A 25,505-nucleotide genomic window follows, 5' to 3' on the forward strand; every position below is an offset into this window, starting at 1 on the left:
TTAGGTTTATGCAATAAAAAACCGCTAAATAAATTTAGCGGTTTTGTCATTTTTCAGTGAAGAAAAATTATTTATCGCGGTTACGCTTACGTTCGTTTTCAGTCAAGTAGCGCTTACGAATACGAATCGATTTTGGTGTTACTTCTACTAACTCATCATCTTCAATGAATTCAAGTGCTTGTTCAAGCGTATATTCAATTGCAGGTGTCAAAGTTAAAGCATCATCAGTACCAGATGCACGAACGTTGGTTAACTGTTTTGCTTTAGTTGGGTTTACAACCATATCGTCTGAACGAGAGTTAATACCCACGATCATCCCTTCATACACTTCTAACTGTGGCTTCGCGAATAAACGACCACGGTCTTGAAGCGTGAACAGTGCATAGCCCAAGCACGTGCCTTGAACCATTGAAATCAATACACCGTTTTGACGCTTCGCTACGCTACCCTGTTTCACAGGACCGTAATGAGAGAAGCTTGATGTCATGATCCCTGTACCAGAAGTCATGGTCAAGAATTCAGAACGGAAACCAATCAAACCACGTGAAGGAACAGTTGCTTCAATACGGATACGGCCTTTGCCATCAACTTCCATATTGGTCATCTCACCTTTACGGTGACCCATTTGCTCCATTACAGAACCTTGGTGCTGTTCTTCAACGTCAAACGTTACGTTTTCATACGGCTCTTGTCTTTCACCATCAATTTCTTTGATGATGACTTGTGGACGTGATACGCCCATTTCAAAGCCTTCGCGACGCATGTTTTCAATCAATACTGAAAGATGAAGTTCACCACGACCAGAAACTTTGAAACGGTCTGGACTGTCAGTATCTTCAACACGTAATGCTACGTTGTGAATCAATTCGCGATCAAGACGTTCACGGATGTTACGTGAAGTAACAAACTTACCTTCTTTACCAGCGAATGGTGAGTTGTTTACTTGGAATGTCATCGAAACTGTAGGTTCGTCTACAGACAATGCAGGTAAAGCTTCTACATTTTTCGGATCACAAATCGTGTCAGAAATGTTTAATGCATCAATACCTGTAATACATACGATGTCACCTGCTGATGCAGATTCTACATCAACACGCTCTAAACCGTGGTAACCCATGATTTTTAAGATACGACCGTTACGTGTCTTACCTTCTTTATCAATCACAGTTACTGGTGTGTTTAATTTCACTGAACCACGTTGGATACGACCAACACCGATAACACCAACGAAACTGTTATAGTCAAGTGATGAAATCTGCATTTGGAAAGGACCATCAACATCAACTGCTGGTGGTTCAACAATATCTACAATCGTTTGGAACAACGGTGTCATGTCTTCCGCTAATTCTTCTGGTGAAGGACCAGCAACACCACGTAAGCCTGAAGCATAAACAATTGGGAAGTCTAACTGTTCGTCTGTACCACCAAGGTTATCAAACAAATCAAATACTTGATCGATTACCCAATCTGGACGCGCGCTTGGCTTGTCGACTTTGTTAATAATTACGATTGGCTTCAAACCACGCGCGAACGCTTTTTGCGTTACGAAACGAGTTTGTGGCATTGGACCTTCTTGTGAGTCTACAAGAAGCAATACGCAGTCAACCATCGACATTACACGTTCAACTTCACCACCGAAGTCGGCGTGTCCCGGGGTGTCCACAATGTTAATGCGGTATTCGGTGTTTGTACGTGCGTCTAACCATTTGATTGCAGTGTTTTTTGCAAGAATGGTAATACCACGTTCAGACTCAAGCGCGTTAGAATCCATAACACGTTCAATCTCGCCTGCGCGATCACCAAGAGCACCTGATTGTTGTAAAAGTTTGTCGACTAGAGTCGTCTTACCATGATCGACGTGCGCAATAATGGCAATGTTACGGAGAGTTTTAATATCTGACATGTAAAATTCGATACGCTTTAAATTTGAGGGCAAATTATACAGAAAAATACTAAACTTTAGTAGTGACAGTTTATTGACAGTGCACTTTTTTTCTGACGAAGTGTCATAGAATCGTTGGTAAAGCGAGCTAACTCTATTAGAATATTCCACTAATGCCTCTCGCTTTTTATACTCCCATGTCGAATTCACAACCTCAGCAGCAGCTTGATCTGGTTTACGGACTCAATGATCGACCGAAACCTTTTGTTGCATTTTTAGCCGCTTTACAGCATCTTTTAGCGATTTTAGTCCCGATTGTCACCCCTGGTTTACTGATTTGTTTGGCACTTGGCGTCTCTCGTGAAGACACCAATATGATCCTTTCGATGTCTTTAATCATTTCAGGAATTGCAACCTTTTTACAGTGTAAAAAAGTTGGTCCATTTGGTGCAGGGCTGCTGATTGTCCAAGGTACAAGTTTTAACTTTATTGGTCCAATTATTGGTATTGGGAGCGCAATGGTTGCTGCAGGTACCGCTGTTGAGCAAGTCATGGCAGCCATTTTTGGTGTGGTGATTGCAGGTTCATTTATTGAAATGGGTGTTTCTCGGATTTTGCCATGGGTAAAAAAGCTGATTACCCCATTAGTCACAGGTATTGTGGTGCTGTTGATTGGTCTGACCCTCATTAAAGAAGGGTTGATTAGCATGGGCGGTGGTTATACCGCGATGCAAGACAATACCTTTGCCAATGCAGATAACCTGATCATGTCATGTACCGTACTTGGAATTATTATTCTACTCAATCGTATTAAAATTATTTGGGTGAAAAGTTCAGCAATTTTAATTGCACTGGTGATTGGTTATATTCTTGCCGGTTTTATGGGGCATTTAAACTTTTCAGTACTTAATGATGCTCCCTTGATTCAAATTCCAACACCGATGCATTTTGGACTCAGCTTCTCATGGAGTTTGTTCATTCCAATGGCATTCATCTATCTGGTCACTTCACTCGAAGCGATTGGCGATGTTACTGCGACCAGTAAAATTTCTAATCAACCGGTCGATGGTCCTGTTTGGATGCAACGGATTAAAGGCGGCGTACTCGTCAACGGTGCTAACTCTTTCTTAGCAGGTATCTTCAACACCTTCCCGAGCTCAGTGTTTGCACAAAACAATGGCGTGATTCAATTGACGGGTGTCGCAAGTCGTTATGTCGGGATTTGGATTGCCGTGCTCTTGGTGATTTTAGGCTTATTCCCTGCTGTTGCTGCCGTGATTCAAGCCGTACCCCAAGCGGTGCTTGGTGGCGCTGTGATGGTGATGTTTGGGGCTGTTGCGGCTTCTGGTATCAATATTCTTTCCAGTATTCACCTCGACCGTCGCGCTTTGCTAATTATTGCGATTTCGCTCGCACTCGGACTCGGTGTTGCACAAGTACCCCAGATTCTTGAGCATCTACCTGAACTATTTAAAAATATTTTCAGTTCTGGTGTCGCAACAGGTGGTATCGCGGCCCTAATTTTAAATATTGTTTTACCTGAAACACATAAATAATCATCCAACCATGACAAGTGCCCAGTTTCACGACTGGGCTTTGTTTTTGATGAGAGATCAAAATGGATCCACGTAGTGAAGTTGTCATCAGACAGCAAGATTATTTAAGCGGGCAAGTTTTACTGATTAATGCCCCAAATGATCAACTCGCCAAAAATTTGCCCAATAAAGTCCAAGCCTCAGTATGGACTTGGAATTATGCTGATCATCAAGGTTTTATCCGTTCTGGAATTCGCTCTCATTTTTCCGTGGAATTCCCACAAGTATCGTTTGATCAGGTTGTTATTTTCGTTCCCAAGTCGAAAGAATTACTAAATTATATTCTGCACGTTGTGGTTAGCCATTTAAAACTTGATCAAAATATTTTTCTGGTTGGCGAAAAAAAGGGCGGCGTTGAGCGGGCAGCAAAACAATTATTGCAATATGGCAAAACACTGAAACTTGACAGTGCACGTCACTGCCAACTTTGGCAAATGAAGATCGAAAAAACCGAGCAGTTAAAACCACTTGAACATTGGTTAAAAACTTATACAGTTCAAATAGATCAAGAACAGTTAAATATCTGTGCCTTGCCTGGTGTATTTAGTCAAGATCATTTAGATGTCGGCACAGCCGTATTAGTCCCTTACCTTAGTCAAGTAAAATCAGGTAAGATTGCCGACTTTGGTTGTGGTGCTGGAATTATTAGTGCTTATTTGGCCAAACTAGATTCGAATCGGCAAATTTTTGCACTTGATGTTGATGCATTTGCATTACGGTCGACTGAGCTGACCTTTCAACGAAATGGTCTGAATTTAACTCAGTTAAATCTCCAAGCTGTCACTGGTTTTGTAGATGCACCGAATGATTTAGATGCGATCGTCAGCAATCCGCCTTTTCATCAGGGAATTCATACCAATTACGATGCGAGTGAGGAACTTTGCCAACGTGCGAAAAGACATCTGAAAAACTCAGGTGAATTATGGATCGTAGCAAATCGTTTTCTAAACTACCCTCCTCTGATTGAACAAAGCTTTGGTGAATGTCTGGTGAAAGCCGATCAACAAGGATTCAAGGTGTTATATGCCTGTGCAAAATAAACATTTTAAGGAATTTTTATGAGCGATACATCTGCTCCTCAACACCTTCAGCGCAAGCTCGGGGCTCGACACCTGAACATGATTGCCATTGGTGGATCGATCGGCACAGGCTTATTCCTTGCTTCAGGTTCAACCATTGCCACTGCAGGTCCAGGTGGTGCGTTATTGGCCTATGCCCTCATCGGAATCATGATTTATTTCTTGATGACCAGTCTAGGTGAGTTAGCTACGCATAACCCAACATCTGGCGCATTCTTTACCTATGGTAGCCGCTATGTCGAAGATGGCTTTGGTTTCGCCTTAGGTTGGAACTATTGGTATAACTGGGCCATTACTGTTGCCTTTGAACTGGTTGCGGTTCAGTTCATTATGAAGTTTTGGTTCCCCGATATCCCAGGCTTTTACTGGAGTGCCATTTTCCTTGCCATTATTTTTGGAATTAACGCCTTAACTGTAAAAGGGTTTGGTGAAAGTGAATTCTTATTCTCTTTGATCAAAGTGATTGCGATTATCGTGTTTATCATCATTGGTATCTGGATGATTTTTAAAATCATGATGACACCCAATGTATCGGTATTTCAGCACTGGACTTATAAAGAAGCGCCTTTTGTCGGTGGTTTGCAAGCCTTAATCGGTGTGGCCATGATTGCCGGATTCTCTTTTCAGGGGACTGAAATGGTTGGGGTTGCAGCCGGTGAATCCAAAGATCCTAAAAAGACCATTCCATTGGCGATCAAACAAATCTTTTGGCGTATTTTACTGTTCTATATCCTATGTATTTTCATCATTGGTACATTAGTCAGTTATGACGATCCACTGCTATTAAAAGCAGCTCAGAGCGAAGATATTGCCCTCTCTCCATTCACGCTTTTATATGAAAAAGCAGGCTTTGCCTTTGCTGCCAGCTTAATGAATGCAGTAATTCTCAGTGCAATCTTATCTGCGGGTAACTCGGGAATGTACTCCTCTACCCGTATGTTATTTGATATGGCCAAAGAAGGTCGTGCACCCAAGTGGTTCTCAAGACTGGATGGCCGTGGCGTACCAATGAATGCACTCTATGCGACCACTGCGGTTGCTGCACTGTGCTTCCTGACCACCTTTATTGGCGAGAAACAGGTCTTTAACTGGTTACTCAATATGTCAGGGATGTGTGGTTTCATTGTCTGGCTCGGTATTGCAATTTCACACTATCGTTTCCGCAAGGGCTATATTGCTCAAGGTTATAAAGTTGAAGATCTGGCTTACCGCGCCAAGTTCTTCCCATTTGCACCTTGGTTTGCATTTATTCTCTGTTCAATCATCATCTTAGGTCAAAACTACCAAGCCTTACTGGGTGGAAAAATTGACTGGTTAGGTTTAGTTTCAACCTATATCAGTATTCCATTATTCTTGGCAATTTGGCTGGGTTATAAGTGGAAACACAAGACTAAACTGATTGCTTATAAAGACATGAATGTAAAAGAAGGCGAATAAAAAACCGCTTTTTACTTGACCCCAATGAAAATATGAGTAAAATCTCGCTCATATTTTCAACGGCACCACATGATAGGAGGACGACAACATGCCATTACAACTAGGAACTACACCATAAGATTTGGCACTGTCGACTCACGGACAAGTGTACAAATCAATTGATCACTTGTCCGAATGCTCTATTCAACCTAGCATTCGCTAGGTTTTTTTATGCCTATTCGGACGAAATATTAAAATATCCCGAGACAAGAAAATGGGCATACAAAAAATACTCAATGCCGATGCACAATATGGTGTTCCAGTGAAAATTTTCACAACCGATATTGATAGCGAAAGTATTGAACAACTCAAAAAAATGGCACAACTGCAATTTGTTTATTCACATATTGCCGTGATGCCTGATGTACATGTCGGTAAAGGTGCAACCGTAGGCAGCGTCATTCCCACTAAAAGCGCCATCATCCCTGCTGCTGTCGGTGTTGATATTGGCTGTGGGATGAATGCGATTCGACTCAACCTTAAAGCATCACAACTTCCTGACAACCTTGCGCCATTACGTCATGCGATTGAACGCAAGGTCCCTGTAGGCGTTGAGTTACATAAACAAGTAAAAGCAAAAGCTTCGAGCATTATCCCTCTGGAGAAACGCTTACAACCGATCATTAAAAAGCATCCTGGCTTGGTTCGGATGCTCAGAAAGTTTGATGCCACTTGGCAAAAACAACTCGGCACCTTAGGAGGTGGTAATCACTTCATCGAACTCTGCCTTGATGAAAATCAGGATGTTTGGGTGATGCTGCATTCTGGCAGTCGTGGTTTAGGCAATGTGATTGGCACCTACTTCATTGAACTGGCGAAGAAAGAAGCACAACATCGTTTTGGCCATGTTCCTGATAAGGATTTGAGTTACTTTGCTGAAGGTTCAAATAGTTTTAATGACTATATTGAAGCCGTGCAATGGGCACAAGAATATGCATTTGAAAATCGACGTGAAATGATGCGTCTGATTTTAGAGGCAATTCGACCATTACTCCCCCCTTTTCAAATGACCAAAGAAGCGATTAATTGCCACCATAATTACGTCAGTCAAGAAACTCATTTTGGTGAGAATCTCTTAATCACACGTAAGGGGGCAATTCGAGCGGGCCAAGATGAATTAGGCATTATCCCTGGTTCAATGGGAGCTCGTTCTTATATCGTTAAAGGTAAAGCGAATCCTGAGTCCTTTTGCTCATGTTCACATGGTGCAGGAAGAAAAATGAGCCGCAGTAAAGCAAAACTGCTGTTTAGCCAAGATGATCTGATTCAGCAGACCCAAGGCATCGAATGCCGAAAAGACAGCGCAGTAATTGATGAAATTCCGGCTGCTTATAAAGATATTGATCAGGTGATGGCTAACCAATCTGATTTAATCGAAATCATGCATAGCCTTAAACAAATTTTATGTATCAAAGGATAATCACATGAAACTCAAAGAAATGCCAAAAATTAAGGTCCGTAATCCTGTCGCACTTTCGCCTTTATTACACAAAGGTGGAATTCATGAAACAGAAAAACCGCGAGCTCAGCATCGTCGTGAAAGACAAAACACCAAGCAACAACTCAAAAAAGAGATGTGGTAAATCACGCAAATAAATAGCCCCTGATCAATTAAGGAGACCACTATGTCAAACCATCTCAATATCTCATATAAAAAAAGCGACTCTGACGAGTCGCTTTTTTTCAGTTCATAAACTCAAATTATTGAGCTTGTTGACCTGGTTGTACAAGAACAGTACGGCTACCAGTAATCGCAGCGAATACGCGACGGTTCATAGCACGACCTTCTTTAGTTTTGTTGTCCGCAATCGGTTGATCCCAAGCGAAACCTTGAGTTGTCAAACGAGTTGCATTTACGTTGTATTCATTCACAAGTGCAGACTTAACAGAGTTAGCACGCGCCAAAGATAAACGTTCGTTCAACTTACGTGGACCAGTGTTATCTGTGTGACCTTCAATACGCGCTGTTGCATTCGGGAACTCAGCTAACTTCTCAGCAACCTTCGCAATTTCAGACTTGTATTGTGGCTTGATGTCAGACTTGTTCGTATCGAAGAATACGCGAAGTTCCATGTTAAGATCTTCAGTTAACTCTTGTGGTTGTGGAGCAACTGGAGTTGGTTCAACTGGAGCAACTTCTACAACTGGAGCAGCAGCAGGCTTCAAGTGACCACCAACAACAACTTGGAGTGCAGCCAATGCTTGACCTTCCCACCATTTGTTGTCGTAGTTATACACTGCACGACCTTCTGTACGAAGTGTTAAAGCATCATTTACTTGCCATAACACACCACCACCTAAGTTGCTAATCGTATCATATGAACGACGATCCCAACCTGGGTTATCAACTGTGATTTTAGAATGACCCACACCTAATAAAGCATATGGCTTGATTTTACTGTCATAGTTACCAGTGAATACGTCAGCTGTAGCAATTGCATTCAAACTTAATGTTTGTTGCTTCGCATCCCAAGGCTGACCATTGAAATTGGTTTTCTCATTACGAGCTGCATCAGCTTTAGTTTGTTGATATTCAATCTCTGCTTGTAACCAAGGTGTTAATTCCACACCAATCGCAGCACCAACAAGTAAATCACTTTGTAACGCAACACCATTTTTTAAACTTCCAGCATCACCACGGCCTTGAGGATCGCGATCACGCAAAGTATCACGCATCTTATCCTGAGCATTCTCAGGGTACCAGTGATAACCAAGCATTAATGGAGTGACTGTTACACCCGCATTCGCAGCAGCTAAAGGAGCAGCAACAAGCATAGCAAGTGCAATACGACTCATTTTCATGGAATATCCTCCAAAAAACAAAAAATTGTTTGTTCTCTAAACTCTAATAGTTTTTGAATACTGAGAAATAATCTTATTGTATCTTTTTCAGTCATTCACTTTATGTTGAATCATACAAATACTTGATCAATTTTCCAAGCATTTGACAACATTTAGTGAGCAGCCACTGAAAAAACCACTTATTTCTCTCCCAAAAATCTAGAAAATTCTATTTTAACAACATCTAATAAAGCTGTGAGAGCTTATCACTTTTTAATCAAAATTTTAACAAGGTATCAAAATCTTTTCAATAAAACTAAATAATTCCCACAATGTATCCAAAGTTAAGGCAAGATTATTCTAGTTTTGAATTCTTATGTTTTAGTTTTACATCAATGCTACAAAAACCTATATATCCATAAAAAAAAGCGACTCTGACGAGTCGCTTTTTTTCAGTTCATAAACTCAAATTATTGAGCTTGTTGACCTGGTTGTACAAGAACAGTACGGCTACCAGTAATCGCAGCGAATACGCGACGGTTCATAGCACGACCTTCTTTAGTTTTGTTGTCCGCAATCGGTTGATCCCAAGCGAAACCTTGAGTTGTCAAACGAGTTGCATTTACGTTGTATTCATTCACAAGTGCAGACTTAACAGAGTTAGCACGCGCCAAAGATAAACGTTCATTCAACTTACGTGGACCAGTGTTATCTGTGTGACCTTCAATACGCGCTGTTGCATTCGGGTATTCAGCTAATTTCTCTGCTACCTTCGCAATTTCAGATTTGTATTGTGGTTTGATGTCAGACTTATTCGTATCGAAGAATACGCGAAGTTCCATGTTAAGATCTTCAGTCAACTCTTGTGGCTGTGGAGCAACTGGAGTTGGTTCAACTGGAGCAACTTCTACAACTGGAGCAGCAGGCTTCAAGTGACCACCAAGAACGACGTTCAAACCAGCAAGTGCTGTATAGTTCCAGAAGTCTTCATCGATATTATAAGTACCACGAGCTTCTGTACGAAGAGATAAAGCATCGTTTAAGCGCCAGAAAGCACCAAAACCAGCATTACCTAAAGTACCTTCTTCTTTCAGGCCACGACCAGCGCGATCTAATTGAGTAGAGCTAGCATCTTGGAACGTATATTTGTAATGACCAGCACCTAATAATACATAAGGTTTAATTTTGCTGTCATAGTTTTTAGTGATTAAATCAGAAGTAACATAGAAGTTACCGTTGATTTGTTGTTGCTTGTATTCAGCGTTAGGAGTAGCACCGTCTACATCGCCTTTCACTTGGTTATATTCAGCTTCAAAACCTAACCAAGGTGTTAATTCGATACCTAATGCAGCACCAACGAACAAGTCGTCTTGAAGTTCAGCGCCATTAGTTAAATTATTAACACTATTGTTGTGTTTAGAATCTTGGAATGTGTAACCAAGCATTAATGGAGTTACTGTTACGCCCGCGTTCGCAGCAGCTAACGGAGCAGCAACAAGCATAGCAAGTGCAATACGACTCAATTTCATGGATATCCTCCAGAGATAACAATTGTTTGTTGTGTAAGCTCAGCCTATGATTTTTCGTCCTGAGAACAGTGATGTTCTACAGTATTATTTTTTCAGCCATTCACTTCACTTTGAATCATACAAACACTTGATGAATTTTCCAAGTGCTTGATAACTTTAACCTCGTAAATTATTGACAAAATTTCTTACAATTTCCGTTGTAGTTCAGTAAATTTTCAATTCCCATCTACTACACGAATGAATTATTGTTCAAGAGCTTATGCTTTAGTAAATCTTAACTTATTTTTTAGAAAGATTCACTAGCAAGATAAAATTTCCATTTAAGTTACTGTTAATAAAAAATTTAATAAAAATAGATAGGTAGAATATGTTTAAATCTTTTGGCTTTACCTTGATTGAGTTAATTATCGCTATTGGAATTTTGGCAATTTTGAGCAGCGTTGCCGCTCCTTATTTCCGTGAAATAATGGCTTCTAATGAAATGAAGAATCTCAAAAGAATCCTCACAATTCATATACAAAAAGCAAAAACGGATGCACAGCTTTATCATAAAAATGTGATGCTGTGCCCAAGTTCAGATTCCGAGAACTGTTCCACAGATTGGAATAAAGGTTTTATCGGATTTATTGATCTTAATCGGAATAGCCAACGTGATCCGAATGAAATGCTACTTTTTATTGTTCCTCTCAATCATAAATACGGGCATCTCAGTTTTAGGTCTTTTGGTCGAAGTCCCAACAGTCTTGTTTTTCAAGCTGAGAATGGCCTTCCCTTTGCCTCCAATGGCAGCTTTGTCTACTGTTCTGAATCCCCGCAGTATCATACTAAAATTGTCTTGAGTCGTATGGGCAATATTCGTTTTGAAAAGTTAGCCAGTTGCTAAAAACTCTTCAGTCTAGCCTAAAATGGGCAAAACACTTTATTCCAATTCTTTTTTTACTATACTGCTTAAGTTTGGAACATTTTTATAAATTATAAGTGTGGAGACACATCATGACTGATATCGTAATCGTTAATGGCGCTCGTACAGCAATGGGCGGCTTCCAAGGTGCATTATCCGGTGTTACAGCACCAGAATTAGGTGCGGTTACCATTAAAGAAGCTATTGCACGTTCTGGTCTGCAACCGACTGATGTAGAAGAAGTAATCATGGGTTGTGTTTTACCCGCAGGTTTAAAACAAGGTCCTGCACGCCAAGCAATGCGTAAAGCGGGCTTACCGGACTCTACAGGTGCAGTGACCATTAACAAGCTTTGTGGTTCTGGCATGAAAGCTGTGATGCAAGCAGCAGATATGATTAAAGCAGGTAGTGCTGAGATCGTGGTTGCAGGTGGTATGGAATCAATGACCAATGCACCCTATGTATTACCTAAAGCACGAGCTGGCTACCGTATGGGTCATGGTGAAATTAAAGATCACATGTTCCTTGATGGTCTAGAAGATGCCGAAACTGGTCGCTTGATGGGTTCATTTGCCCAAGATATGGCAAACAAACGTAGCTATACCCGTGAGCAAATGGATGATTTTGCGATTCGTTCACTCCAACGTGCACAAAAAGCGATTACAGAAGGTTACTTCAAAGATGAGATCGTTCCAGTAACAGTTTCTACCCGTAAAGGTGATGTTGTTGTTGATCAAGATGAACAACCTCTAAGTGCAAAAATCGACAAGATCCCATCATTAAAACCAGCATTTGCAAAGGACGGGACTATCACAGCGGCGAACGCAAGTTCAATTTCTGATGGTGCATCTGCATTGGTTTTAACCTCAAGTGAAGTTGCTGCACAACGTGGTTTACAGCCTTTGGCGAAGATTCTTGCAACTGCTTCTAACTCTCAACATCCTTCTGAATTTACCATTGCTCCTGTCGGTGCTATCGAAAAAGTATTGAAAAAAGCTGGCTGGGATGCGCAAGAGGTTGACCTTTGGGAAATTAATGAAGCATTTGCGATGGTAACCATGTGCCCAATTGATGATTTCAAATTAGATGCAGAAAAAGTGAATATCAATGGTGGTGCCTGTGCATTAGGTCACCCTGTTGGTTCTACAGGCTCACGTATCATCCTGACATTAATTCATGCGCTTAAACGTACTGGCGGTAAGAAAGGCGTTGCAGCCCTATGTATCGGTGGTGGTGAAGCAACTGCGGTTGCAATTGAATTAATCTAAGCCCATTTAATACGATAAAAATCCTGCTTAATGCAGGATTTTTCTTTTTTGGATTACAAAAAATAATGCACCTATAGTCAAAATATCGATAAGTTATGCTGTGTATAAAAAAACAACAAGGAGTCCCATATGCAACTGAACCATTATCTAAATTTTAAAGGACAAACAGAACAAGCATTCAACTTTTATAAATCTGTGTTTGGTGGCGAGTTTGCGATGCTCAGCCGTTATGGCGATATGCCTCCTACTGAAGGCGTCAGCCTTTCAGAAGCAGATAAAAACTTGGTTTTACATGTTTCCTTACCGATCAATGAATTTACCGTATTGATGGCTTCAGATGTTAATGATCAATTCTGCGCTCAAAATAGCGTATTTACTCAAGGTAACAACCACTACATTTCAATTAATCTTGATCCAGATGAACAAGACGAGGCACAACGGCTCTTTAATGCTTTATCTGCAAATGGCCAAATTGAGATGCCCTTAGAAAAAACCTTTTGGGGTGCACTCTATGGCGCGTTTACGGATCAGTTTGGGATTAAATGGATGATCAATTGTCAGTTAGATGAGTAAAGTATGTCTTAACCATAGAGCAAAAAAAGCTGAACCTTGGTTCAGCTTTTTTCTTTCAATTTGCTTATGCGCCAGTTTGATAACTTGCTTGTGGCACTGCAGTTGATGCTTGATAAGGGTTGGTAAAATCCTGAAGCCCAGCAGCAGCTTCATGAATATCCTTGCCTTCTTTCACCACAAATGTATCAAAGCCAGAACGTTTTAAATAGTTTAAAACATCCTTAAAGATATCACCGACTGCACGTAACTCACCTTGATACCCTTGGCGACGTAATAAGGCAGCAAATGAATAACCACGGCCATCATTAAAACCAGCAAATTCAATAAAAATAGCATCTAGCTCATTTAATGGAAATTGATGGGTTTCAGGTGAATCATTCACAGTAATGTAAAGCGCCTTTTTGCCTTGTACATTTGCCAATTGCTCCAACTGTTCAGTTGTTACAACCACATCACCTTGTGGAATCACACCATCTTCAGCAATGACTTGATACATATTGTCAGCAATTGTGCCATCTTTTGAGAGCACTTGTAGCGTTGTATTAAGCATAAGCACGCTCCTTAAATGGTTGGATCCCAACACGGCGATAGGTATCGATAAAACGCTCACCTTCGGTACGTAGATCAAGGTAAGTATTCAAAATCTCATCAATCACATCTGGCACGACTTCGGCTGCAAATGAAGGTCCTAAAATATCACCCAAAGATGCATCATGATCGGCATGACCACCTAAGGTAATTTGATAGAACTCAGCACCTTTCTTATCGACGCCAAGAATACCGATGTTTCCGACATGGTGATGACCACACGCATTCATACAACCAGAAATGTTCAGATCAAGTTCACCCAAATTATAAATAGTGTCTAGGTCATCAAAACGACGGCTGATCGCTTCTGAAATTGGAATCGATTTAGCATTGGCCAATGAACAGAAATCCCCACCTGGGCAGCAGATGATATCAGTAATAAAGCCGATATGCGCACGTGCCATGTTGTGATGTTCAAGCGTTTGCCACAATTCAAATAAGTCTTTCTGTGATACGTCCACCAGTGAAATATTTTGTTCGTGCGTGGTACGGAACTCACCAAAGGTGTACTTATCCGCCAAGTCTGCGATTAAGTTCATTTCTTCAGAAGTCACATCACCAGGTGCAACCCCTGCACGCTTCAAAGAAATCGTAACGATACGATAACCTTTCACTTTATGTGCATTGGTATTGACGTTAAACCACTGTTTGAATTTCGGATGTGCAGCGAATAAGTCGGTGAAGTCCTGATCTTCTAAATCTTGATAATCAAATGGGGTAAATTCTTCATCCAATTTTTTCAAGATTTCAGGTTGAATCTTCAATGTTTCACGCGTGTGCTCAAATTCAGCTTCCACTTTTTGTGCAAACACTTCTGGTGTTAATGCTTTCACCAAAATTTTGATACGCGCTTTATATTTATTATCACGACGGCCATGTAAGTTATAAACACGTAAGGTCGCTTCTAAATAAGCAATTAAATCTTCGCGTGGTAAAAACTCACGGATCACGCTACCAATAATCGGGGTACGGCCGAGACCACCACCCACCATGATTTTATAGCCCATTTCACCTGCATCATTACGAACCAGATAAACACCGATATCGTGGAATGCTGTCGCAGCACGGTCTTTTTCTTCTAAAGCCGATACCGCGATTTTGAACTTACGCGGTAAGAACGCAAATTCAGGGTGGAAGGTACTCCACTGACGAATCAACTCACAGGTCGGACGTGGGTCGGCAATCTCACCTGCAACCACGCCTGCAAACTGGTCAGTAGTGGTATTACGGATACAGTTACCTGATGTTTGTACGGCATGCATTTGTACTGTTGCCAGCTCAGCGAGAATATCAGGTACATTTTCCAATGCAGGCCAGTTCAACTGAATATTTTGACGGGTAGAAACGTGCGCATAACCACGATCATATTCAGTCGCAATTTCAGCAATTTTTCTGAGTTGTTTAGTATTCATCAAGCCATACGGCACAGCGATACGGAGCATAGGTGCATAACGTTGCACGTACAGACCATTTTGCAAACGTAATGGACGATATTCGTCTTCTGTTAATTTTCCAGCTAAATAGCGTTCTGTTTGATCGCGAAACTGAGCAACACGTTGGTTAATCAGTTGTTGATCGAAATCCGTATATAAATACATGGCGTATGGCTAGTCATTCATTATAAAGGCGACTAGCATAGCGAGCTTTTATTCATCAACAAAATGCTTTTTTTGCATATTTAATAACGGTTTTATTGATAAGCCTATCTAATTGCCACAAAAAGAAAAAGCCCAGATAAATCTGGACTTTTAATCTCCCCTCACCCTGAGCCACGATTATAGTGGCGTAAGGATTAAATTAGGGAACGCCTCCCTTTTATAAAGAGAGGTTGGGAGGGATTTAAGGTAAAGCGTACGCAACGAGATAATCACCCATTTTGGTACCGAATGAACCATGTCCACCGGCCATAATCACCACATATTGTTTACCATTGGCTTCATACGTCATTGGTGTTGCTTGTCCACCCGCAGGTAAACGTGCTTCCCACAACTTATCACCATTTGAAACATTAAAGGCACGGATGTAATTATCTTGTGTCGCACCGACAAACATCACATTACCCGCAGTTGAGATCGAACCGCCTAAACCTGGCACACCAATTTTCACTGGTGGTAACTGGAATAGGGTTGGCAAGCTGTCACGAATGGTACCAATACGTTTTTTCCATACCACTTCATGTGTTTTTAAGTCCACACCAGCAACAAAGCCCCAACCTGGTTGTTTACATGGTAAACCCAATGGAGATAGGAACGGACTGATATCAACACCATATGGCGTACCATACATTGGTTGCATACCCTGTTCAGTACCAGCACCACGTGCCACAGGTTGACGGTTTGGATCTGCTGGAATTAGACGACTTACGAATGGCAAGCCAATCGGGTTCATGACTGCGACCTGACGATCAGCATTCACTGACATACCGCCCCATTCAAACACACCTAAGTTTCCAGGGAATACCAAGGTTCCATTTTCAGAAGGTGGCGTATAGATGCCATCGTAATTCAGACGTTTAAATTTCACACGACACATCAACTGATCAAACATAGTGGCACCCCACATGTCTTTATCCGTCAATTTATCTTTCGGCGCTAAATCAAAGTCAGAGAATGGTTGAGTTTTTGAGTAGAACTCACCTTTGGTTTGTGGGCCCCATTTCACAGTTTGCGGAACAGGTTTCTCGGTAATTGGTACAATTGGCTGACCATTACGACGGTCTAAAACAAAGGCATTGCCTGTTTTAGTCAATACATAAATCGCAGGAACCGTTTGACCTGATTTATCTTGAATATCAGCCAATGACGGTTGTGATGGTACATCCATATCCCACAAATCGTGATGTGTAGTTTGGAAGTGCCATACCAGTTTACCTGTGGTTGCATTGATCGCTAGCATTGAGTTGGCATAACGCTCTTTCAACTCAGTACGGTCTCCACCCCAGATATCTGGTGTACCCACACCTGTTGGAACATAGACGATATCTAGTTTTGAGTCATAGGCAAGTGGCGCCCATGCATTTGGTGAATTATGAACAAACTGAGTGTCTTGACCTGGCATTGCATTTGGATCAGCTGCGCCTGTATCAAACACCCATAATAATTTACCTGTGTTCACGTCATAACCACGAATCACACCTGATGGCTCTTTATTCGAATGGTTATCGGTCACTGAACCTGCAATCACTACAGTAGTACCAGACACCACACCTGGCGATGTTGGGTTATAACCACCTGGATAAGCATATGGCATGAATTCTTGTAAATTCACTTCACCATTTTGACCAAAGTCAGAACATGCTTTACCGGTATCTGCATTAACTGCCACTAAACGACCATCATTGACAGGAACAAAGACTTTACGTGGACACTCGGTTGAGGTCGACTTTTTCGCCTGTAAACTGGTTGCAAATTCAGTGGTATTGGCAGCATCGTAGTACATCACACCACGACAGGTTAAATGCTGGAAGGTTTTATCAGTTTTGAGTTTTGGATCAAAACGCCATTTTTCCTTACCTGTCGCAGGATCAATCGAAATTAAATGTTGATGTGGCGTACACATAAACATGTTATTTCCAATCTTGATTGGTGTTACTTGGTTGGTGGTTTCACCCGAATCATTTTCAGTTCGGAAATCACCAGTACGTAATGTCCAAGCCACCTTGAGATCTTTGACGTTTTTATCATTGATCTGTGTCAATGGAGAATAACGTTCGCCGCCCTGACTACGACCATATGCAGGCCAATCTTCAGGGGCAATGCCATCCACGGCTTTCGCTTGGGCTGGCTGTGGCGTTTGAATGACACCATTGATTTCTTGTGGATCATTAAAGATTGAGTAGACCATCACCACAATTGCAATGGCTAAAGTCGATGACAACGCCACTTTACTTGAAGTGAGATTATCAATCCCACGCGTCACCGCTGGAATCAGCAACCACAAACCTAAGATTCCAAGGATATCAAGACGTGGTGCCAGTGCCCAGAAGTCAGTCCCAACTTCCCAAACACCCCAAACCACACTGCCCAACATCAACGCAGCATAGACCCACAATGGACCAGAGGCACGTTTATAGAGCTGTACTGCCACGATCAGCAACAGCACACCTGCAATCACATAATAAAAAGACCCACCGATTGCTGCGAGCCAGATACCGCCAACGAGCAAGAACAAAGCAATGAGGGCGATAATCACCACCGTCAATGTTCTAAGCCCAGATTTTGAAGCAGATTGATTCATAAGATCACCTTGCATCTTTTATATTTTAGATCCATAAAAAGCAAGAAAAGTCTCTTTTTATGGTCGAGTTCAAATCACAGCAAGAACTTTGCAGATATCGCCTATTTTATAAACTGCATCTGCAAAATTGCTCGAGTATCAAAATTAGAAAATGGTTTGGAACTTAATCCCGCCTACCCAAGTCTTATCCCCATCCTTCAATGCACCGACATGGTGGACATATTGAATATTTGGACGGATAGTGAGCCAGTTGGTAGCATGAATACCGTAATACAGCTCAGTGTTATATTCTTCATCCAATAGACTATTGTTTTTGTCATTGGCGTGAATACGGGCAACACCTAAAGCCAGTTCATCTTGAGGACGTTGATCCAACAAACCTTTATAGACCAATCCGACATTTTGCATGTCTTTAATGGCATTGGTTTTTGAATCATGTACCGTGACATTGACAAAGCCAGTCAAACCACGATCTGATTGACCATCATGACGAGTCAACTGTTGTTTCGCAGTAAACCAACCGCCCTGTTTATGTCCAGTTTTGGCAGGATTCTCGATTTCTGCTGCATCCGCTGTACTGTAGTAGTAACCAAAGCGGTATTCACCAGGCAGAGACAATGCACCCAGCTTAGGATTCCAGACTACTTCTGCTGGAATAATCGCACCACGTGAACCATCTGTGCTTAAGTTAAAACCTTTGCCACGCTGTAAGTTTTCAGGGTTATATTCATATGCCCCGATTTGTGCATAAAGATCTGGCTGTAGGTTATATTTGACACGTAATGCCCATTGGCTCACAGGCCAGTTATACCATTGGTCACCAACCCAGTTACCGACCTGAGAACCACATAGTGACAAATTCTGGAAATCACAGTTAAAGCTGTTGAAATCTTCGCCTTCACCAAAACGACCCACTTTAATATCTAAAGCTTGATCTAAAAATTTCTTTTTAATCCAGAGGTCGGTTAAACGCCAAGTTTGACCACGCCCCCAAACTTCTTGTACAGAACTTTGGTGACCTTGTAAGCCATCTGCGGTTTGTGACAAAGATTGTCCATCACGGTATGTCACCGTGATCTGCGCCTCAGTATCTTGCCAACCTAAAATTTTATTTAGGTCGAAGTTTGTGCCCAACGCCAATTGTCCAGTGAATTCACTGCCATGGCTTGAGTATTGTTTAGAATCTAAAACCCCTGCAAATTCACCTGTGTAATCAGCAGAAAATTTGTAACCCTGTTCTTGCAACGCAGTGCGTTGACCGTTCCAATCACCAAACAGCCATTGACCATTTGGGTCAAATGCGGAAGATGCTGCTTGAGTATGTTGTGTGAAAAGACTCAATGATAGAACGGATAAACAAGAAACAATCAAAGACTTAGAGATTGTCATGTTTACGTAACCTTTTATGTTATTGTGTATAAAAGGTTACTCTCATTTTTAAATTACAACTTATTCAAAATGTTAACAATCTGTACAATATTTTAACAATCAGTGATTAGTCGCACATATTTTCTACCATTTACCCTCACCCAAACCCTGACCGATAAAGGCATACTTCATTTGCGAACGGGAAAACTTGATCGGACAGGCCAACTGTGGCTCAGTTTGTGATGCATTTTCCGATACTGGCACATCAACCACCCAGCCTCTTTGTTGAGCCATTGGCGAGACCAATGCTTCATCCAGACTGAGAACCGGTTCTACACAAATATCCAAGCTTTGGAACAGATGTTGCCATTCAGCAAAGTTTTGTGTTTTAAACTTTTCCTGCAAGGCTTGCTTTACCGCTTGACGATCTTCTGGGTCAAAAGATGTTCCTTTTGCAAGGAGTACAGGTAATTCTAACGCTGCAGCCAAACCAGCCATAAATTGTGGTTCTAAGCTTCCCACTGAAAAATAGCGGCCATCTTTGGTCTGATAATAATCGTAGAAGCTTGCACCATTCAGCATGCCCGCCTCGGGTGCTTGAGGCGTTTGCCCAGCCAAACTTGCAGAAGCAGCCATACTATTCAGACTCGCCACACAATCAGTCATGGAAATATCAAGATATTGACCCAGACCACTGCGTTGACGCTCGACCACAGCAGCAAGAATACCAATCACTGCATGCAAAGAGCCACCTGCCACATCCGCAATTTGAATGCCTAAGGGTGGCGGTCCACCATCTTGACGACCACTATGCCCCGACACGCCTGCCAATGCTAAATAGTTAATATCGTGTCCTGCCCGATCTTTATAAGCCCCTGTTTGACCATAACCAGTAATCGAACAATAGATGAGTCGTGGATTAATCTCCGCTAAAGTCTCATAGTCCAAGCCCAAACGGCGCATCACATCTGGACGGAACTGTTCAAGCACGATATCGAACTCAGAGATTTTATTTTTGATCAGTTCAATATTGGCTGCATCTTTGAGATCAAGTGCAATCGACTGCTTATTCCGATTCAGATAACTGTGCGCAGTGGCCTGACCATTGGCATAGGGTGGCATAATCCTTACCAGATCGGGGCGAGTCGGTGATTCCACATGGATCACTTCTGCACCCATGTCGGCAAGGTACATACTGGCAAATGGTCCTGGTAATAAAGTCGAAAAATCGAGGACTTTCAATCCCTTTAGTGCAGATGGCATAATAATTTTTACTCAATTTGTTCAAATTTTCTTTTATACTAGGTGTGGATAAACACAAAAACAATGTCATGTTCAGCCATTTACCTTGATAGTTTCGGCAATTTAACATGTATACAGGGCGCAATTATTTTTCTTGTCAATTGCCCAATTTGATATTTTAGACGGTTATTTAGGTCAATTATCGTGAATAGTAAAGAAACTGAAGGATTCAATATGAGCCGTGATACGATCAGCATCCACTTCGTGAATGCGGCTTTAACAGGTGTTAAACGCCTAGGCATGGACGTTGAAACGTTACTTTCACATGTCGGCATAGAGGCTGAATTACTTCGCCAACCGAAGGCTCGAATCTCTCCAGAGCAGTACACTCGTTTTGTAAAAATGTTATGGATGGTGACCCAAGACGAACACGTTGGTTTCGATGTACAGCCACGTCGCTTAGGTACATTTGCAATCATGTGCCAATTGATCATCCACTCCAAAACACTTGGACAAGCACTGGAACTCTCCTCTCAATTCTACAAACTGTTTGGAGATGAATGGTCTGTGAGCTTGGAACGTGACAAGCATGAAGCACGTTTAGTCCCCCACATTCCTAAAGCTTTAGACCCTGATCACTTCATTACTGAAAGCATGCTGATGATTTGGCATGGTCTAGCATCATGGTTGATTGAACGTCGCCTACCTTTAGAGCGTGTGCATTTTGGTTATGAGCGTCCGAATCATGCTGATGAATACGATGCATTATTCTTTGCTCCAGTGATGCAATTCGATGCGCCACGTACAGAGATTACTTTTGCTGCGGATTATCTAGATCTTCCAATCCGTCAAGATGAAAAGACTTTAGAAGAATTCTTGAAAGCAGCACCTGCCCAACTGTTAGTGAAATTCAAAAATACCAACTCGTTGACTTCACGTATTCGTGATGTATTAAAGAGCCAGATTGGCGAAGAAATGCCAACACTCAATGATGTCGCGGCAATGTTGTATTTATCGCCACAAACCTTACGTCGTCGTTTGGCTGCAGAAGGTAAAAGCTATCAAGGTGTTAAGGATGCCTTGCGTCGTGATGCTGCGATTCATTTATTACTCACACCAAACCTCACTCTTGAAGATGTAGCACAACAAGTCGGCTTTAGTGAAACCAGTACTTTCCACCGTGCCTTTAAGAAATGGACAGGTGTGACTCCTGGTTTATATCGTCAGTTGCATGGCCATCACAACTAATAACGACAATGCAGTGTTCAACCTTATATAGTTGAACACTGCATTTTAAATATGCTAATAATCAAGCAGCCCCCTACAATTTGCTTGAATAACAATGATCATTAAAAAAGCTGACTTTTCTCACCCACAAGTTCAAAATTTGATTTATATCCATTTGCATGGTCTGCATCAAAACACCCCACTTGAGCATAGCTATGCATTAGACCTGAGCAGTCTGCAAAAAGATTGCATTAGCGTCTACACCTTATGGAACGATGAGCAATTACTGGGCTGTGGCGCAATCCAAGAACTGACACCCGATCACGCTGAAATCAAATCTATGCGAACTCATCCTGATCATTTGCGTCAAGGGGTCGCAGCACAACTGCTTGAATTTTTATTAAAACTCGCTCAGCAACGTCACTATCAAAGAGTCAGTTTAGAAACAGGAAAAGACGTTCACTTTGATGCCGCAATCAAACTTTATAAGAAGTTTGGATTTGTTGAAGGTGCTGCTTTCGCAGAATATAACGAATCACCCTACAACCAATTCTTTCATTTAGATTTATCAGATTAAGCAGTCTGGATAAGCTCCTTTCTACAAGTTAAATAAATGAGTATCCATCTCGTTTAAAAATACTGCTGTCTGTTTTGGCGAAGTCAAACGAATAAAACGGATATGCTGATATCGAGCATCATTCATCATCGCCAAATACTTTTTACGATTTTGAGCATGATGGGTAATCATCCATAAAATAATAGAGTCCTTAGACAGAAAACTGGTCTTAAAACTTTCTCGATTATTGGAATTTTCCCATAATCTTTTTTGTGTCACCGCTCGACTAATTGCTCGTTTAACTGAGCGGTACAGATTTAACGAAAATGAATAATCCAGCCAAATAATCGTATCAATATATTTAAGCTTTAAATCCAGTGTTCGAGAATAATTACCATCAAGTACCCATCCTCTAGGTGCCTGATCAATTTGACTTTGTAATTTAGCAAAAAACTCATGATCAGGTGTTTCTTGCCAATCATCCAGCCAAAATAAATCATCCATTTCAATGTAAGACAATCCTAGCTTTTGAGCAAGTTGACGAGCAAAAGTGGTTTTTCCAGCAGCAGATGTGCCGACGACATTGATAAATTTCATGGCTTCTCAACGTTATTCATAAGCACTCAATGTTTCTTTTCTCCCTATTTAAATAATGACACATCTGTCACTTATCTCTTGCCGCTTGGATCAGTTTCACAGCATTGCCCCCAGTCACCTGCCAAGTGAGACAACGCACACTGCCGCCCATTGGACAGACACTTTCAGCATTTACGGGAATGACTTTCTTGCTGGTATTTTGCTTGATGATCGTGAGTGCTTTTTGGTCATGCGGCATATTAAAGGTTGGCACATAAATATTGTGATGTGTGACCGTGGCATTTAAATTCACACCACATGCAGACTCAAAACCTTCCCACTGACCTTTGGGATTGGTCTTATATTCAACAGGCACTTCGACAATTTTTGCAGTTGGAAATGAAGCCTTTAACTCCTTCATCACGGTTGTTCTAAATGAAGGTGTTTTTGAATAGTCATTCACAAGCAATGTATTTTTATCTACCCAACTGACCATGCCATCTGAATGTGCCAGCACTTCTTCATCTGGTTCTAAAATGGCAACTTCGGTTGCACCCAACGTGGTTTTTAATTCCTGTTTGGCTTCACTATAGCTAAGTTCATTATCTTCCATAAACCGCGTGGTGGTAATCACACGTCCTGCATAGTCATCAACCAAATTCCCTCCATCAATCATCAAATCAGTTTTGGCTCTTTGAATTTGATAACGGTCCGCAAACTGATTAAAACTTTTTTGCACATCTTTACTTTGTTTCTTGGTCATCGAGGCCCAAGTATAGGTAAATTGCACCGGTTGCATTGGATTGACCGTGGTGAAGTCGCGCATCCAGATATCACGGACATCATCTACCAGTAAAATATCTTCAGGCACTTTGCCAGTGAAATACGGCTTAGTGTCTTTATCTACCACAATGACCACATTGTCATTGCCCAAAATCGATTTTGCATAATCAATCTGAAAATCTACAATTCGTTGAAAAGCGGATTTGTAATACGGATCATGCACAGACGGCGCAGACAACACCAATAACATTCTGTCGTCAGCGACTTGATTTGAATGGGTTTGGCTCACCTTGTTTTTATCCTCGATTGCTTTGTTATTTTCAACATTCCGTCCAGATGAATCACATCCCAAAAGTGACAAGACCAATCCCATGACAGCATAGTGACGCATTCGTTTTATCATGTGCTTTCGCCCATCTTTTCTATCAATCATTTCCAAATGCTAGTCTAATCGAAGATGTCTTAAGCCACACAGAAAAACAGCAAAATTAACACTTGGCTTGATCACTCACGCAATCTATCAAATTGGCGAAAAGCATCAAACTTGCCAATGTTTATCATCATTGCACTGACACTTAAATTGAGTACACTCGATAAATAACAATTTTAAGGTGATACAAGGAAAACCTATGAGCGAGGCCTACATTATTGATGCCATTCGCACACCACGCGGAAAAGGGAAAAAAGATGGCTCACTGCATGAAGTCAAACCGATTACTTTACTGACATCATTACTGAATGAATTACAACAACGCCATCAACTTGATACGTCAAAAGTCGATGACATCGTCTTAGGTTGTGTCACACCAATTGCCGATCAAGGCGGTGATATTGCTAAAACTGCGGCCATTGCAGCGGGTTGGAATGATGATGTTGCAGGCGTGCAAATCAACCGTTTTTGCGCATCTGGTTTGGAAGCGGTCAATTTGGCAGCACAAAAAGTCCGCTCTGGTTGGGAAGATGTGGTAGTTGCCGGCGGTGTGGAATCCATGTCACGTATCCCAATGGGTTCTGATGGTGGTCCTTGGGCACTTGACCCTGAAACCAACTTAAAATCTTCTTTTGTACCACAAGGTGTTGGCGCAGACTTAATTGCCACTTTAGATGGCTATAGCCGCGAAGATGTCGATGCTTTTGCAGTCGGCTCACAACAAAAAGCAGCGGCAGCACAGGCCAAAGGTTATTTTGATAAATCAGTCGTGCCTGTTAAAGACCATTCGGGTGTGATGATCTTAGAAAAAGATGAATTTATTCGAGGTACTACCACCGTTGAAGGCTTGGCAAAACTGAATGCCAGCTTTGAAATGATGGGACAAATGGGCTTCGATGCGGTTGCGCTACAGAAGTATCCTGAAGCACAAAAAATTAACCATGTGCATCATGCAGGTAACTCATCAGGCATCGTTGATGGTGCTGCGGTGGTGTTATTGGCTTCTGAAAAAGCCGTTAAAGAACAAGGCTTAAAACCACGTGCCAAAGTGTTGGCAACGGCATTGGTGGGTACAGACCCGACCATCATGCTCACAGGTCCTGCGCCTGCTGCACGTAAAGCCCTAGCCAAAGCTGGCCTAACGATTGATGATATTGATCTGTTTGAAGTCAATGAAGCCTTTGCGGCCGTAGTGATGCGTTTTATCAATGAGCTCAAGGTTCCAGCCGAGAAAGTCAACGTCAATGGTGGTGCAATTGCGATGGGTCATCCATTGGGCGCAACGGGCGCCATGATTTTAGGCACCTTGCTGGATGAGTTAGAGCGTCAAGGTAAAAAACGTGGCCTAGCCACATTATGTGTTGGTGGTGGAATGGGGATCGCCACCATTATTGAGTTAGTGTAAGGAGCACAAC

Annotated in this window: 21 protein-coding genes; 11 read left to right on the plus strand and 10 right to left on the minus strand. The window is 41.7% G+C overall.

Annotated features, from left to right (window positions below; all coding sequences use genetic code 11):
* Positions 1-67 precede the first annotated feature (67 nt).
* Positions 68-1,903 carry a translational GTPase TypA gene (gene typA, locus F993_RS17560; RefSeq protein WP_032812341.1) on the minus strand — a complete coding sequence of 612 codons (1,836 nt, stop codon included), beginning with the start codon at positions 1,901-1,903 and terminating at the stop codon, positions 68-70.
* Between the two features lie 176 nt (positions 1,904-2,079).
* Between typA and F993_RS17555 the strand changes: the two genes are divergently transcribed.
* The 5 genes from F993_RS17555 to F993_RS20445 all read left to right on the plus strand — a co-directional run bounded on the left by F993_RS17555 (position 2,080) and on the right by F993_RS20445 (position 7,615).
* Complete coding sequence (locus F993_RS17555) at positions 2,080-3,438, plus strand: uracil-xanthine permease family protein (RefSeq protein ID WP_032812342.1); 1,359 nt, start codon at positions 2,080-2,082, stop codon at positions 3,436-3,438.
* 62 nt (positions 3,439-3,500) lie between these two features.
* Entirely contained in the window at positions 3,501-4,517 is a 1,017-nt protein-coding gene (locus F993_RS17550) for a methyltransferase (RefSeq protein ID WP_004652377.1), read from the plus strand.
* Between the two features lie 18 nt (positions 4,518-4,535).
* On the plus strand, positions 4,536-5,993 hold the full coding sequence (locus F993_RS17545) for an amino acid permease (RefSeq protein ID WP_004652379.1): 1,458 nt from the start codon (positions 4,536-4,538) through the stop codon (positions 5,991-5,993).
* 253 nt (positions 5,994-6,246) lie between these two features.
* Positions 6,247-7,452 carry an RtcB family protein gene (locus tag F993_RS17540; protein WP_004652380.1) on the plus strand — a complete coding sequence of 402 codons (1,206 nt, stop codon included), beginning with the start codon at positions 6,247-6,249 and terminating at the stop codon, positions 7,450-7,452.
* Positions 7,453-7,456: 4 nt separating this feature from the next.
* Entirely contained in the window at positions 7,457-7,615 is a 159-nt protein-coding gene (locus F993_RS20445; RefSeq protein WP_004652381.1) for a hypothetical protein, read from the plus strand.
* Positions 7,616-7,733: 118 nt separating this feature from the next.
* On the opposite strand, the gene omp38 (F993_RS17535) is transcribed toward F993_RS20445, so the two are convergent.
* Together omp38 (F993_RS17535) and omp38 (F993_RS17530) are read right to left on the minus strand one after the other, a co-directional pair.
* Positions 7,734-8,834, minus strand: a complete 1,101-nt coding sequence (gene omp38, locus F993_RS17535) for an outer membrane protein Omp38 (protein ID WP_004652383.1) — start codon at positions 8,832-8,834, stop codon at positions 7,734-7,736.
* Between the two features lie 449 nt (positions 8,835-9,283).
* A complete protein-coding gene (gene omp38, locus F993_RS17530) occupies positions 9,284-10,342 on the minus strand; it encodes an outer membrane protein Omp38 (RefSeq protein WP_004652384.1) in 1,059 nt (352 codons plus the stop codon).
* A gap of 367 nt (positions 10,343-10,709) precedes the next feature.
* Between omp38 (F993_RS17530) and F993_RS17525 the strand changes: the two genes are divergently transcribed.
* The 3 genes from F993_RS17525 to F993_RS17515 all read left to right on the plus strand — a co-directional run bounded on the left by F993_RS17525 (position 10,710) and on the right by F993_RS17515 (position 13,084).
* The gene (locus tag F993_RS17525) at positions 10,710-11,225 is read left to right on the plus strand and encodes a GspH/FimT family protein (RefSeq protein WP_004652385.1); all 516 of its coding nucleotides are present in this window, start codon (positions 10,710-10,712) and stop codon (positions 11,223-11,225) included.
* A 110-nt stretch (positions 11,226-11,335) separates the two neighbouring features.
* Positions 11,336-12,511 (plus strand): thiolase family protein, encoded by a 1,176-nt coding sequence (locus F993_RS17520; RefSeq protein ID WP_004652386.1) that lies wholly within the window; start codon positions 11,336-11,338, stop codon positions 12,509-12,511.
* A 129-nt stretch (positions 12,512-12,640) separates the two neighbouring features.
* Complete coding sequence (locus F993_RS17515; protein WP_004652388.1) at positions 12,641-13,084, plus strand: VOC family protein; 444 nt, start codon at positions 12,641-12,643, stop codon at positions 13,082-13,084.
* 64 nt (positions 13,085-13,148) lie between these two features.
* Here the strand turns inward: F993_RS17515 and F993_RS17510 are convergent, their stop codons facing one another.
* The 5 genes from F993_RS17510 to F993_RS17490 all read right to left on the minus strand — a co-directional run bounded on the left by F993_RS17510 (position 13,149) and on the right by F993_RS17490 (position 20,539).
* The gene (locus tag F993_RS17510) at positions 13,149-13,634 is read right to left on the minus strand and encodes a DUF934 domain-containing protein (protein ID WP_004652389.1); all 486 of its coding nucleotides are present in this window, start codon (positions 13,632-13,634) and stop codon (positions 13,149-13,151) included.
* A complete protein-coding gene (locus F993_RS17505; RefSeq protein WP_004652390.1) occupies positions 13,627-15,270 on the minus strand; it encodes a nitrite/sulfite reductase in 1,644 nt (547 codons plus the stop codon). Before F993_RS17505 ends, F993_RS17510 begins: the two co-directional genes overlap by 8 nt.
* Positions 15,271-15,511: 241 nt before the next feature.
* The gene (locus tag F993_RS17500; RefSeq protein WP_004652391.1) at positions 15,512-17,908 is read right to left on the minus strand and encodes a glucose/quinate/shikimate family membrane-bound PQQ-dependent dehydrogenase; all 2,397 of its coding nucleotides are present in this window, start codon (positions 17,906-17,908) and stop codon (positions 15,512-15,514) included.
* 144 nt (positions 17,909-18,052) lie between these two features.
* Positions 18,053-19,276 carry a carbohydrate porin gene (locus F993_RS17495; protein ID WP_171065994.1) on the minus strand — a complete coding sequence of 408 codons (1,224 nt, stop codon included), beginning with the start codon at positions 19,274-19,276 and terminating at the stop codon, positions 18,053-18,055.
* A gap of 144 nt (positions 19,277-19,420) precedes the next feature.
* Complete coding sequence (locus tag F993_RS17490) at positions 19,421-20,539, minus strand: CaiB/BaiF CoA transferase family protein (protein WP_004652393.1); 1,119 nt, start codon at positions 20,537-20,539, stop codon at positions 19,421-19,423.
* A gap of 213 nt (positions 20,540-20,752) precedes the next feature.
* On the opposite strand from F993_RS17490, the gene F993_RS17485 reads away from it, so the two are divergent.
* Together F993_RS17485 and F993_RS17480 are read left to right on the plus strand one after the other, a co-directional pair.
* The gene (locus tag F993_RS17485) at positions 20,753-21,766 is read left to right on the plus strand and encodes an AraC family transcriptional regulator (RefSeq protein WP_004652394.1); all 1,014 of its coding nucleotides are present in this window, start codon (positions 20,753-20,755) and stop codon (positions 21,764-21,766) included.
* A gap of 94 nt (positions 21,767-21,860) precedes the next feature.
* Positions 21,861-22,322, plus strand: coding sequence for a GNAT family N-acetyltransferase (locus tag F993_RS17480; RefSeq protein WP_004652395.1), 462 nt, complete (start codon positions 21,861-21,863; stop codon positions 22,320-22,322).
* Positions 22,323-22,343: 21 nt separating this feature from the next.
* Here the strand turns inward: F993_RS17480 and F993_RS17475 are convergent, their stop codons facing one another.
* Together F993_RS17475 and F993_RS17470 are read right to left on the minus strand one after the other, a co-directional pair.
* Complete coding sequence (locus tag F993_RS17475) at positions 22,344-22,898, minus strand: shikimate kinase (protein ID WP_004652396.1); 555 nt, start codon at positions 22,896-22,898, stop codon at positions 22,344-22,346.
* A gap of 67 nt (positions 22,899-22,965) precedes the next feature.
* Positions 22,966-24,063: an agmatine deiminase family protein gene (locus F993_RS17470; RefSeq protein ID WP_004652398.1), complete on the minus strand. Its 1,098-nt coding sequence runs from the start codon at positions 24,061-24,063 to the stop codon at positions 22,966-22,968.
* 226 nt (positions 24,064-24,289) lie between these two features.
* On the opposite strand from F993_RS17470, the gene F993_RS17465 reads away from it, so the two are divergent.
* Positions 24,290-25,495, plus strand: coding sequence for an acetyl-CoA C-acetyltransferase (locus tag F993_RS17465; protein ID WP_004652399.1), 1,206 nt, complete (start codon positions 24,290-24,292; stop codon positions 25,493-25,495).
* The last annotated feature ends 10 nt before the right edge of the window (positions 25,496-25,505 follow it).

It is taken from the genome of Acinetobacter proteolyticus (assembly GCF_000367945.1).
Classification (GTDB): domain Bacteria; phylum Pseudomonadota; class Gammaproteobacteria; order Pseudomonadales; family Moraxellaceae; genus Acinetobacter; species Acinetobacter proteolyticus.

Bases quoted from the DNA above. Each gene is read 5' to 3' on its own strand.
- F993_RS17515 (WP_004652388.1), top strand. From the start codon at position 12,641: ATGCAACTGAACCATTATCTAAATTTTAAAGGACAAACAGAACAAGCA.
- F993_RS17505 (WP_004652390.1), bottom strand. From the start codon at position 15,270: ATGTATTTATATACGGATTTCGATCAACAACTGATTAACCAACGTGTT.
- F993_RS17485 (WP_004652394.1), top strand. From the start codon at position 20,753: ATGAGCCGTGATACGATCAGCATCCACTTCGTGAATGCGGCTTTAACA.
- F993_RS17490 (WP_004652393.1), bottom strand. From the start codon at position 20,539: ATGCCATCTGCACTAAAGGGATTGAAAGTCCTCGATTTTTCGACTTTA.
- F993_RS17550 (WP_004652377.1), top strand. From the start codon at position 3,501: ATGGATCCACGTAGTGAAGTTGTCATCAGACAGCAAGATTATTTAAGC.
- F993_RS17470 (WP_004652398.1), bottom strand. From the start codon at position 24,063: ATGATAAAACGAATGCGTCACTATGCTGTCATGGGATTGGTCTTGTCA.
- typA (WP_032812341.1), bottom strand. From the start codon at position 1,903: ATGTCAGATATTAAAACTCTCCGTAACATTGCCATTATTGCGCACGTC.
- F993_RS17500 (WP_004652391.1), bottom strand. From the start codon at position 17,908: ATGAATCAATCTGCTTCAAAATCTGGGCTTAGAACATTGACGGTGGTG.
- omp38 (WP_004652384.1), bottom strand. From the start codon at position 10,342: ATGAAATTGAGTCGTATTGCACTTGCTATGCTTGTTGCTGCTCCGTTA.
- F993_RS17510 (WP_004652389.1), bottom strand. From the start codon at position 13,634: ATGCTTAATACAACGCTACAAGTGCTCTCAAAAGATGGCACAATTGCT.
- F993_RS17545 (WP_004652379.1), top strand. From the start codon at position 4,536: ATGAGCGATACATCTGCTCCTCAACACCTTCAGCGCAAGCTCGGGGCT.
- F993_RS20445 (WP_004652381.1), top strand. From the start codon at position 7,457: ATGAAACTCAAAGAAATGCCAAAAATTAAGGTCCGTAATCCTGTCGCA.
- F993_RS17520 (WP_004652386.1), top strand. From the start codon at position 11,336: ATGACTGATATCGTAATCGTTAATGGCGCTCGTACAGCAATGGGCGGC.
- F993_RS17540 (WP_004652380.1), top strand. From the start codon at position 6,247: ATGGGCATACAAAAAATACTCAATGCCGATGCACAATATGGTGTTCCA.
- F993_RS17480 (WP_004652395.1), top strand. From the start codon at position 21,861: ATGATCATTAAAAAAGCTGACTTTTCTCACCCACAAGTTCAAAATTTG.
- omp38 (WP_004652383.1), bottom strand. From the start codon at position 8,834: ATGAAAATGAGTCGTATTGCACTTGCTATGCTTGTTGCTGCTCCTTTA.
- F993_RS17525 (WP_004652385.1), top strand. From the start codon at position 10,710: ATGTTTAAATCTTTTGGCTTTACCTTGATTGAGTTAATTATCGCTATT.
- F993_RS17465 (WP_004652399.1), top strand. From the start codon at position 24,290: ATGAGCGAGGCCTACATTATTGATGCCATTCGCACACCACGCGGAAAA.
- F993_RS17475 (WP_004652396.1), bottom strand. From the start codon at position 22,898: ATGAAATTTATCAATGTCGTCGGCACATCTGCTGCTGGAAAAACCACT.
- F993_RS17555 (WP_032812342.1), top strand. From the start codon at position 2,080: ATGTCGAATTCACAACCTCAGCAGCAGCTTGATCTGGTTTACGGACTC.